10 protein-coding genes are annotated in these 10,196 nt (G+C 62.2%); 2 read left to right on the forward strand and 8 right to left on the reverse strand.

Annotated features, from left to right (window positions below; all coding sequences use genetic code 11):
- Nucleotides 1–80: 80 nt before the first annotated feature.
- The 8 genes from PseAD21_RS24605 to PseAD21_RS24640 all read right to left on the reverse strand — a co-directional run bounded on the left by PseAD21_RS24605 (nt 81) and on the right by PseAD21_RS24640 (nt 8,110).
- On the reverse strand, nt 81–1,364 hold the full coding sequence (locus PseAD21_RS24605; protein WP_102358394.1) for an FAD-binding oxidoreductase: 1,284 nt from the start codon (nt 1,362–1,364) through the stop codon (nt 81–83).
- Nucleotides 1,365–1,433: 69 nt separating this feature from the next.
- Nucleotides 1,434–2,798 (reverse strand): glutamine synthetase family protein, encoded by a 1,365-nt coding sequence (locus tag PseAD21_RS24610; protein ID WP_102358395.1) that lies wholly within the window; start codon nt 2,796–2,798, stop codon nt 1,434–1,436.
- A 548-nt stretch (nt 2,799–3,346) separates the two neighbouring features.
- A complete protein-coding gene (chrA, locus tag PseAD21_RS24615) occupies nt 3,347–4,690 on the reverse strand; it encodes a chromate efflux transporter (protein ID WP_102358396.1) in 1,344 nt (447 codons plus the stop codon).
- Nucleotides 4,691–4,929: 239 nt separating this feature from the next.
- Nucleotides 4,930–5,391 carry a molybdopterin synthase catalytic subunit MoaE gene (gene moaE, locus PseAD21_RS24620; protein WP_102358397.1) on the reverse strand — a complete coding sequence of 154 codons (462 nt, stop codon included), beginning with the start codon at nt 5,389–5,391 and terminating at the stop codon, nt 4,930–4,932.
- A gap of 2 nt (nt 5,392–5,393) precedes the next feature.
- The gene (locus PseAD21_RS24625; protein WP_102358398.1) at nt 5,394–5,645 is read right to left on the reverse strand and encodes a MoaD/ThiS family protein; all 252 of its coding nucleotides are present in this window, start codon (nt 5,643–5,645) and stop codon (nt 5,394–5,396) included.
- Entirely contained in the window at nt 5,642–6,127 is a 486-nt protein-coding gene (moaC, locus tag PseAD21_RS24630) for a cyclic pyranopterin monophosphate synthase MoaC (protein WP_102358399.1), read from the reverse strand. Before moaC ends, PseAD21_RS24625 begins: the two co-directional genes overlap by 4 nt.
- Entirely contained in the window at nt 6,124–6,966 is an 843-nt protein-coding gene (fdhD, locus tag PseAD21_RS24635; protein ID WP_102358400.1) for a formate dehydrogenase accessory sulfurtransferase FdhD, read from the reverse strand. Before fdhD ends, moaC begins: the two co-directional genes overlap by 4 nt.
- 244 nt (nt 6,967–7,210) lie before the next feature.
- Nucleotides 7,211–8,110 (reverse strand): LysR family transcriptional regulator, encoded by a 900-nt coding sequence (locus tag PseAD21_RS24640; protein ID WP_102358401.1) that lies wholly within the window; start codon nt 8,108–8,110, stop codon nt 7,211–7,213.
- Between the two features lie 285 nt (nt 8,111–8,395).
- Between PseAD21_RS24640 and moaB the strand changes: the two genes are divergently transcribed.
- Together moaB and glp are read left to right on the forward strand one after the other, a co-directional pair.
- The gene (gene moaB / locus PseAD21_RS24645) at nt 8,396–8,935 is read left to right on the forward strand and encodes a molybdenum cofactor biosynthesis protein B (protein ID WP_102358402.1); all 540 of its coding nucleotides are present in this window, start codon (nt 8,396–8,398) and stop codon (nt 8,933–8,935) included.
- Nucleotides 8,932–10,137: a gephyrin-like molybdotransferase Glp gene (gene glp / locus PseAD21_RS24650; protein ID WP_102358403.1), complete on the forward strand. Its 1,206-nt coding sequence runs from the start codon at nt 8,932–8,934 to the stop codon at nt 10,135–10,137. The genes moaB and glp overlap by 4 nt, the downstream gene beginning before the upstream one ends.
- Nucleotides 10,138–10,196 lie beyond the last annotated feature (59 nt).

The raw sequence follows: 10,196 nt of genomic DNA on the forward strand, positions 1-10,196 counted from the left end.
TCTTCGCGAGCAGGCTCGCTCCCACATTTGGAATGCATTCGAATGTGGGAGCGGGCTTGCTCGCGAAAGGGCCTGTGCGATCAACGCAGTTTTTCGAGCATCTGGTAATACCACATCCCCGCCGCCAACAGCGGGTTGCCCAGCAAATCCCCCATTGGCACGCGAATATGCTGGCACGCGGCAAAGGTGTCGAACTGTTCCATCTGCCCGGTGATCGCCCGGCTCATGATGTGCGTCGTCGCGATGCCGTGTCCCGAGTAGCCCTGGCAATACCAGACGTTGTCCGAGAGCTTGCCCAGTTGCGGGATGCGGTTGATCACGATGCCCATCGCGCAGCTCCACTGGTAATCGATTTTCACCCCTCTGAGCGCCGGGAACGTCTGCTCGATGCACGGGCGCAGCTCGGCGGCGATGTCCCGCGAATCCTTGCCGCTGTAGTTGGCGCCGCCGCCGAACAGCAGCCGACCGTCGGCCGTGAGGCGGTAGTAATCGAGGACGAAGCGGCAGTCGTACACCGCCAGGTCCTCGGGGTTGATCTGCCGCGCCAGGTCTCCCAGCGGCGCGGTGGTGACAATGCCGCCCATGGCCGGGAAAATCTTGCCCTTGAGCTGACCCGGTTCAAGCTTGTGATAGACGTCACCGGCGAGCATCACCTGCCTGGCATCGATCTGGCCGTGGGCGGTTCTGACGCCAGGGCTTTTGTGAGGAGCCGTGCCGTGAATGATCTCCAGTACTTCACTGTTTTCGAAGATCAGCGCCCCCAGACTTTCCGCCGCCCGCGCCTCGCCAATGCACAGGTTGAGCGGGTGCAGGTGCATGTTGCGGGTGTTCCTGATTGCGCCGTGGTAGAGGTCGCTTTGCAGCAGATCGCGCACCTGACTGCGGTCGAGCAGGCTGACCTCGTCGGCCATCCCACGGCGCACGGCTTCTTCGTAATCCTGGCGCAAACCGTCCATGTGACTCGGTTTGTAGGCTGCGTGCAGATGGCCGTGCTTGAGGTCGCACTGGATGCCATATTTCTCGACGCGCTGCTGGATGATTTCGTGTCCGCGCCAGCGCAGGTGCCAGATGAAATCGTCGACTTCATCGCCGAGTTTCGGGCGCATCTGTTTGCGCATCGCGCCGTCGCCGGAGAGGCTGCCGGTGACTTGCCCGCCATTGCGCCCGGTGGCGCCCCAGCCGATTTTATGGCTCTCGACGATGGCGACTTTCAGGCCCTTTTCGGCGAGTTCGACGGCGGTGGCAACACCGGTGAAACCGCCGCCGATGATCACCACATCGACCTGGTGGCGGCCTTGCAGGGTCGGGTAGTCGGTGTCCTGGTTGAGCGTGGCGGTGTAGTAGGAATTGCAGCGTTCGGTCATGTCAGTGTCCACACAAATTCGGGAGTCAGAGTGCAAGCCCGCTCCCACAGGGGGGGATGGTGTGAGGCTTCAGGCTTCGGTCAGGTACCAGCGCCAGTCCTGCTCACCCACCTCGGCCATGAACTGCCGGTACTCGGCCCGTTTCACCGCCAGATACACCCCGAGAAATGCTTGCCCTAGGGCATCCCGCGCCCACACCGAATTCTCCAGTGCCCGCAGCGACGTCAGCCAATCAGTCGGTAACAATTCCTTCGCCTGCGCGTAGCCATTGCCTTCAACCGGCGCCCCCGGATCAAGGTCTTCACGAATGCCGCGATGGATGCCGGCGAGGATCGCTGCTGCCGCCAGATACGGGTTGGCATCGGCGCCGCAGATGCGGTGTTCGATGTGCCGGGTGTTGGCCGGGCCGCCAGGAACACGCAGGCTGACGGTGCGATTGTCGACGCCCCAGGTCGGCGCCAATGGCGCGTAGCTGTTGGCCTGGAACCGGCGGTACGAGTTGGCGTTGGGGCAGAACAGCAGCAGCGTATCGAGCAGGGAGGCGAGCATGCCGCCTATCGCGGTGCGCAGCAGCGGGGTGCCGGCCGGATCTTGCGAGGCGAACAGGTTGTGCCCAGCACCATCGGCGAGGCTGACGTGCATGTGCATACCGGTGCCGGCCAGGTCATCGAACGGCTTGGCCATGAACGTCGCCTGCATGCCGTGTTTGTGCGCCACGGCTTTGACCAGACGTTTGTAGCGTACCGCCTGATCCATCGCCTGCAGTGCATCGCCGTGTTCGAGGGTGATTTCCACCTGCCCCGGGGCGTATTCGGAGATCGCCGTGCGCGCCGGAATACCGTGCAGTTTGCAGGCCTGGTAGAGGTCGGCGAGGAACGGTTCGATCTGCTCCAGTTCACGCAAGCCGTAGACCTGGGTGTGTCGCGGTCGGCCACCGTCGGCGTCCAGCGCCGGTTGCGGTCGGCCGTTGTGATCGCGTTTGGCGTCGAGCAGATAGAACTCCAGCTCGCAGGCCATGACCGGGTGATAACCCTCGGCTTTGAGGCCGTCGATCACCTTGATCAGCAGGTGACGCGGGTCGGCGATGCTCGCCGGCATGCCCTCGGTCGGATGCATGCTGACCTGCACCGCAGCGGTCGGAATCTGTCGCCATGGCAGACGCACCAGACTGCCTTCGAGCGGGTAGGCGCGGCAGTCGATGTCGCCGACGTCCCACACCAGACCGGAGTTCTCCACGTCCTCACCCTGTACGGTCAGGCCGAGGATGGTGCTGGGTAACGGGCGACCACTTTCATACACCGCCAGCAGTTCTTCGCGGTGCAACAGCTTGCCGCGCGGCACGCCGTTGGCGTCGAGGATGAACAGCTCGATCATGTCGATATCGGGGTTCTGTTCAAGGAACAGGCGTGCGTCTTCGATGGCTGCGAATTTCATAATCAATCACTCACGATGGCGCCGCACAGGCGCGCAGATTCGGGCCGGACACGACGCGGTAAATAGGCGTGGGTGTCCTGGCAGGGATATCAAAAAGAAAAAAGTATTTCGCTAATGCCCGGCAGTCGGAAGTGACACTGAACCTGTGGTGAGGGGATTTATCCCCGACGGCGCGCGTAGCGGGCCAAAAAGACAGGGACTGCTGCGCAGTCCATCGGGGATGAATCCCCTCGCCACAATGGATCTTTTCTAACTGACAGAAATCAGCAGGCGATATCCGGCGGGCGTGCGGAGTGACGCAGCTTGGAACGGCGCAGGGCCATGGGGAGATTGACGATGCGATTCATGCGCGGCCCCTGTGACAGAGGGCGCACACAGCGGAGACGTTCAACATTTTTGCTTGTTGTGGTGACGTACTCATACGCGTGTTTCCGTTGGCGGAAAACGTCGGTGGCGGGGCAGGCCCGCCGACCGGTGTGCCCGGATAGTAAGGGGCAATCTGCGGGTGTGTAAACCGATGATTGCGCCCCTGTACCATTGATCGACGCTCAGCGCAGCAGGTGAAAGCCCAGCCCGGCGAGGGCGCAAACGATCAACACTGCAATCACCCCGCGTTTGAAAACGAACAGCGCCAACGCGGCCAGCAGTGCCAGCCCGATCGAAAACACATCCGCTTGCCCGGCAAAACCGCTCGGCCAGAACACGTGATAAGCGAAGAAACACGCCAGGTTGAGAATCACCCCGACCACCGCAGCGGTAATCGCGGTCAACGGTGCGGTGAACTTCAGTTCGTTGTGGGTCGACTCCACCAGCGGCCCGCCAGCGAGGATGAACAGAAACGAGGGCAGGAAGGTGAACCAGGTCACCAGCGTCGCCGCCAGTGCGCCAGCAGCGAACGCATGTTCCGCACCGAACGCCGGTTGCACATAACCGCCGATGAAACCGACAAACGCCACCACCATGATCAGCGGCCCGGGCGTGGTTTCGCCCAGCGCGAGGCCATCGATCATCTGTGTCGGCGTCAGCCAGCCATAATGCCCGACGGCACCCTGATAGACATACGGCAACACCGCATAAGCGCCGCCAAACGTCAGCAACGCGGCCTTGGTGAAAAACCAGCCCATTTGCGTGAACGTGCCGTCCCAGCCGAACAGCGCGGTCAGCAGCCCCATCGGCAAGCACCACAGCGCCGCGCCGACCAACAGCAAGCGCCACAGCTTCGGCAGGCTGAATCGCGCATGTTCAGGTGTTGGCGTGTCGTCATCGATCAACGCCGGACCGAAGGATTTGGCGCTGCTGCGCTGGCCGCCATTGTCGAAGCGTTGCGGCGCCAGTCGCCCGCCGACATAACCGATCAGCGCCGCACCGAGCACGATCAACGGGAACGGCAGGTTGAACGCAAAAATCGCCACGAACGACGCTCCGGCGATGGCCCACAGCCAACTGTTTTTCAGCGCCCGCGAGCCGATGCGATGCGCCGCGTGCAACACAATTGCGGTCACCGCCGGTTTGATTCCGTAAAAGATCCCGGCCACCACCGGCACGTCGCCGAACGCGATGTACACCCACGACAGGGCAATCAGGATGAACAACGACGGCAGCACGAACAGCGCTCCGGCAATCACCCCGCCCCAGGTGCGATGCAACAGCCAGCCAATGTAGGTCGCCAGTTGCTGGGCCTCGGGGCCGGGCAGCAACATGCAGTAGTTGAGCGCATGCAGGAAACGCCGTTCGGAGATCCAGCGCCGGCGTTCGACCAGTTCCTGATGCATAATCGCGATCTGCCCGGCCGGGCCGCCGAAGCCGATGCAGCCGAGCTTGAACCAGAAGCGCCAGGCCTGGCGCAGCGTGACGGGATCGGGGCGGGGCAGGTTGTTGGGCGCTGTGCTCAAACGAGACTCCGGAATTTAATCCTGGCGGAGTTGCTATCTAATCAGACTTTCAACCCTCACCCCAGCCCTCTCCCAGAGGGAGAGGGGGCCGACCGAGGTGTCTGGCGTTATCCATCGACCTGAAGATTGAGTCGATTATGGATTCAGAGCCAATCTTTCGATTCGGTGAATTTCTTCAATATCCCCCAATCAGTCCCCTCTCCCTCCGGGAGAGGGTTAGGGTGAGGGGCTCTTGATCTTCAGGCATGCGCCAGGCTCCAGCGCAGTGCCGCATTCTGGTCGCTCTCCCGCGCCTCGACCCAATGCGAACCCTGCGCCGTGCTCTCGCGCTTCCAGAACGGCGCACGGGTCTTGAGCACATCCATGATGAAGGCGCAGGCTTCGAACGCCATGTGCCGGTGCTTGCTGCTGACGCCGACGAACACGATCGGCTCGCTGACAGACAGTGCGCCGACCCGATGCACAATCTCCACCCCCAGCAGCGGCCAACGCTCGCGGGCCTCTCGGGCGATCTGTTCGAGGGCCTTTTCGGTCATGCCTGGATAGTGTTCGAGGAACAGCTCATTCACGCTTTGGCCGATGTTCATATCGCGCACGTAGCCGATGAAATTCACCACTGCGCCGACCCGTGGATTACGCGCATGCAAGTCGGCGGTCAATTGGCCGACATCGAAACTTTTATGCTGGACTCGTACCGTCATGCTCAGCCCCCGGTGACCGGTGGAAAAAACGCGATCTCGTCGAAGTCTTCGATGGCTGCGCTCGGTTGGCACAGCTCCTGATTCAACGCACACATCAGGTTGCCGGCGCCGAGCACTTCGCGCCATTCCTCACCACGGGCCATGAGCATCTGCCGCACGTCCTCGATGCTGGTCAGGTCGTTGGTCAGGGGGATTTTTTCGCCGCCCAGATTGAGGCGATCACGGTAGCTGGCGAAGTAGTTGATCAGGATCATTGCACGTCCTCCCATTGAAAGTGCCCGGAGCGACCGCCCTGTTTGCTGAGCAGGCGGATGTCGCCGATGACCATCGCCCGGTCCACAGCCTTGCACATGTCGTAAATGGTCAGTGCCGCGACGCTGGCGGCGGTCAGGGCTTCGAGTTCGACCCCGGTCTGGCCGGTGAGGCGGCAGGTGCTGGTGATTTGCACGCGGTCCGGTTCGCAGGCCTTGAGTTCGACGTGAATCGAACTGAGCAACAGCGCGTGGCACAGCGGGATCAGCTCGTGGGTGCGCTTGGCCGCTTGAATCCCGGCGATCCGCGCCACGGCAAACACATCGCCCTTGGGGTGACCGTTGGCCTGGATCATCTGCAGCGTTTCCGGGCGCATCTGCACCCAGGCTTGCGCGGTGGCTTCGCGGCGGGTCGGTGCTTTGTCGCTGACGTCGACCATGTTGGCGCGGCCCTGATCGTCGAGGTGGGTGAGGGTGTTGCTCATTGCGTTAGCTCCTGGATCGGGCTGTAGATTCGGGGGGCGTTGCGGTGCGGGACGTGGATCAGATTGAGCCTGTGCTTGAGCGCCCAGCGCACGGTCAACGCCGTCGGGGCGGACAGGCTGACAAGGGTGCCGAGGCGGGCGCGCACCGCTTTGTGGATCAGTTCAAGGCTGCAACGACTGGTGACCACCACAAAGCCCTGGCGCGCATCGACCTCGGCGATTTGCATTGCACCGATCAGCTTGTCGAGGGCGTTGTGCCGGCCGATGTCTTCACGGCACAGCAGCGCCTCACCGCTGGCATCGAAGTACAGCGCCGCGTGCAGGGCGCCGCTGCTGCGGGCCAGTTGCTGGGCCTGTTCGATGCGTTGGCGGATGCCGTCGAAATGCGCAGCCGGCGGCAGTGCGCAGGGTTGCAGAATCTGCAGTTGCGGCAACGCCTGCTCCAGCGCTTCGACACCACAGATGCCGCAGCCGCTGGTGCCGGCCATTTGTCGACGGTGGTCTTTCAGCGCCCAGAAGGCGCGACTGGAAATCTGCACGTCAGCCTGGCAGGCCTGATCGAAATGGCTCAGGCGGATGTCGTAGATCTCGTCGACACTGTCGATGATCGCGTTGCTCAGGCTGAAGCCACGGATGAAATCTTCGAGGTTGCCGGGCGAGACCATCATCACTGCCTGGCTCAGGCCGTTGAAGGAGATCGCCAGGGCGATTTCCGAGGCCAGGGCGGCGTGCGAGAGCGGGGCGTGCGGCAGGTATTCGCGAAACGCCACTTGTGACGGTTGCGGCGCGGGGGCGTTGGCATCGCCCGGTTCGACTGTTGGATCAACTTGGCACAGCATCTTGAAAGTCCCGAAGCGCTGAAGTGAGGTCAGGCTACGGGGGAGTTAAAAGTGCGTCCAATCGCTTGTTCTGATCTGGTGATTGGGTGGGTCGATCACCACCTTCACATCCGAAATGTGTGTTGGCTGGTCGGGCCTCTTCGCGAGCAAGCCCGCTCCCACATTTGAAATGCATTCAACCTGTGGGAGCGGGCTTGCTCGCGAAGACGGCCTGACATCCAGCATCAATGTCTGGGCAGGTCACTCAAACAACTGGAGCCTCAACCCCAAATAACTTGCGCGCCTCGGCAAAGCACTTCTCGGCAATCGCCGAACGCGGCTCGGTCTTGCGCATCACCAGCCCCAGCGGCGCGAGCACGCTGGCATCCGGCAACTGCATGAACGACAAATGTTCGATCGGCTGTTCCAGCCCGCTGTCCAGCGGCATGATCGAGCAGCAGAAGCCCTGGTGAATCGCCTGCAACAGCTGATAGGTCGAATCGCTTTCCAGAATCGGCTGCGGATTGAGCCCGCGGCTGCGGAAGCTCAGGTCGATGGATTTGCGGTAGTGCATGCCGGTGGTGATCATTCCCAGCGGCAGTTCGGCGGCGTCTTCCCAGCTCATTTCCGAGCCTTCGAAATGGAAGTGACGGTTGTCGTAAAGCAGCCCGACGCGGGTTTCGCCGATCTCGAAAAACTCGAAGTAGTTCGGGTTGACGTGGTCCAGATAGCACACGCCCAGATCCAGCTGGTTGTTGCCCAGCCCCTCGATGATCTCGTTGGAACTGAGCGACGACAGGCTGAATTTCAGCTCGGGGTAAGTGGCGGACAAACCCTGAATGTAATTGACCGGGTTGAAGCTGCTCAACGGCACCAGCCCCAGACGCAGGCTGCCGACCAGTTGCCCGCGGCACGCCGCCGCTTCGGCGAACAAGCCGTCATGGGCGGCCAGCAACGTGCGCGCCCAGGCCAGTACCCGTTCACCGGCCTGGGTGAAACCTTCAAAACGCTGGCCGCGATTGACCAGCACCAGATCCAGCTCATCTTCCAGGTTGCGCAGACGCATCGACAGGGTTGGCTGGGTGATATGGCAGCGTGCGGCGGCCTGGCCGAAGTGTCGGGTTTCATCCAGTGCGATCAGGAACTTGAGTTGTTTGATGTCCACGATGGCACCTGCTCGTTGAGAAATTGGAATGAGTATTGACGCAGATGCGCACATCGCACGAAAAACGCGAGGCGAGACGATCTCATCTGACTGTGTTTGCGTCCAATCGGAAGAATTGAAAAGCCTATCGATCAGCTCTATCGCCCATGATTTCAAAGGCTTTGGTCGAGGTCAACGGGACCGATAGAGCGGGTCGATAATGTGGTTGGTCAGAGTGATTAGACAGTACTCATAAGTGGCACTTAGGCTGCTGGGCAATGTGATCAACTACTGCTGGAGAGTCCCATGAGTGCGAAAGCGGATGCCCTGTTTGTCCCCCTGAACATCGCCGTGCTGACGGTCAGCGATACCCGCGATTACGCCAGCGATACTTCGGGTCAGTTGCTGGTCAGCCGTCTGCTGGAGGCCGGGCACACCCTGAGTGAGCGCAATCTGCTCAAGGATGATCTGTACAAGATTCGCGCCCAGGTTGCTCACTGGATTGCCGACGACACGATTCAGGTGGTACTGATCACCGGCGGCACCGGGTTCACCGGCCGCGACAGCACCCCCGAAGCAGTCGCCTGTCTGCTCGACAAGCAGATCGACGGTTTTGGTGAGTTGTTCCGCGCCATTTCGATTCTCGACATCGGCACGTCCACCGTGCAAAGCCGAGCGCTGGCCGGGTTGTCCAACGGCACGTTGGTGTGCTGCCTGCCGGGCTCGACCGGTGCTTGCCGCACCGCGTGGGAAGGCATTCTCGCCGAGCAACTGGATAACCGTCATCGCCCGTGCAACTTCGTGCCACACCTCAAGGCAGTGCAAGCCTGTGGGCCGCGCGGATGAGCAAGGCACCGTTGATGCCGGTCGAGGATGCCCTCGACCAATTGCTGGGCATGGCCAATGAGCAACGTCTGGCCGACAGCGAACTGTTGCCGCTCGACGATGCGCGTGGGCGGGTGCTGGCCAGTGATCTGGTGGCGACACTCGACCTGCCGCCGTGGCCGAACAGTGCCATGGACGGTTACGCGCTCAATCTCGCCGACCTGCATCGCCAGCCGCTGAAAGTGTCGCAAAAGGTTTACGCGGGGCTGGCGCCGGACGCCCTGCTGCCTGGCACCTGCGCGCGGATTTTTACCGGTGCACCGCTGCCGCCCGGCGCCACCTGCGTCGAGATGCAGGAGAACGTTGAGGTGCTGGAGGACGGCCGCGTGCGTTTCTTGCAGCCGCTGAAGGCGGGGCAGAACATCCGCGCGCAAGGGCAGGAAAATCGCGTGGGTGACATCCTGCTGCGTGCCGGCAAACGCCTTGGGCCATTCGAACTGGCGGTCGCCGCCGGGCAAGGGCTGGCGCAACTGCACGTGGTGCGTCGCCCGCGCGTGGCACTGTTGTCGACCGGTGACGAACTGGTCGAACCGGGCCAGCCACTGCGCCCCGGCAGCATCTACAACAGCAATCGTGTGTTGCTCGGTCACTGGTTGCGTGAACTGGGCTGCGAGGTGATCGACGCCGGGATTCTCCCGGACCGCCCGGCGCAGACACGGCTCAAGCTTGAACAACTGCAAGTGGCGGCCGACTTGATCCTGACCACCGGCGGCGTGTCTGCCGGCGATGCCGATTGCCTCGGGCAAGTGCTGCGCGAGGACGGCAAACCGCTGCTGTGGAAGCTGGCGATCAAGCCTGGCAAACCATTGACCGTGGGCCACTTCGGCAAGGTGCCGGTGATCGGCCTGCCGGGCAACCCGACCTCGGCACTGGTGACCTTCGGCCTGCTGGCGCGGCCGTATCTGCTGCGCATCCAGGGCGTGGAAGACATCACGCCGCTGAGCTTTTCGGTGAGTGCCGGATTCGACTGGCACAAGGCAGGCAGCCGCCGCGAATACCTGCGGGTGCGGCTGGAGGCGGGGAGTGCGGTGCTGTATCCGAATCAAAGCTCCGGTGTCTTGCTCGGCGCAACCTGGGCCGACGGTCTGGTGGAAGTGCCGGAAAACAGCACCCATCGCATGGGTGATCCGCTGCGCTTCATTCCCTTCAGCGAACTCTTCTGACCCTGACACCAATCAAACCTGTGGGAGCGAGCCTGCTCGCGAAGAGGCCGGTACATTCA

Source organism: Pseudomonas sp. AD21 (genome assembly GCF_002878485.1).
In the GTDB taxonomy this organism is placed as follows: domain Bacteria; phylum Pseudomonadota; class Gammaproteobacteria; order Pseudomonadales; family Pseudomonadaceae; genus Aquipseudomonas.